The sequence below is a fragment of the Pseudoalteromonas sp. CR1 genome, assembly GCF_019392235.1.
Lineage (GTDB): Bacteria > Pseudomonadota > Gammaproteobacteria > Enterobacterales > Alteromonadaceae > Pseudoalteromonas.
This window is the reverse complement of sequence record NZ_JAHXRM010000675.1, coordinates 1-230: the sequence shown is the minus strand read 5'-3', so window position 1 is coordinate 230 and position 230 is coordinate 1. Positions and strand designations below refer to the sequence as shown.

1 pseudogene is annotated in these 230 nt (G+C 56.1%); it reads right to left on the bottom strand.

Annotated features, from left to right (window positions below):
* Positions 1-71: 71 nt before the first annotated feature.
* Positions 72-230 (bottom strand): annotated as a pseudogene (locus KZZ04_RS22365) (TetR family transcriptional regulator); the annotation flags it as partial.

Here is a 230-nt window from a genome sequence, read left to right as displayed (position 1 = left end):
TGCGTCAGGTGATTCGAGGTGATGCTATCGCAGGCGAGCCAGCTCCCACATAAAGCAGATCCCGCATTCAGCTAGACCGAGGCCAACACCAAATGCATGTAACGCTTGAGAATCTCAAGCATCTCTTCAGCGGTCAGAGGCTCTGGGCCGCCAAGCAGGCCCTGATATTCCATCCGACCGATTATCGCCGTCAACACTTTGGCATCCTGTTGCGGCTCGCGGGAACCCAA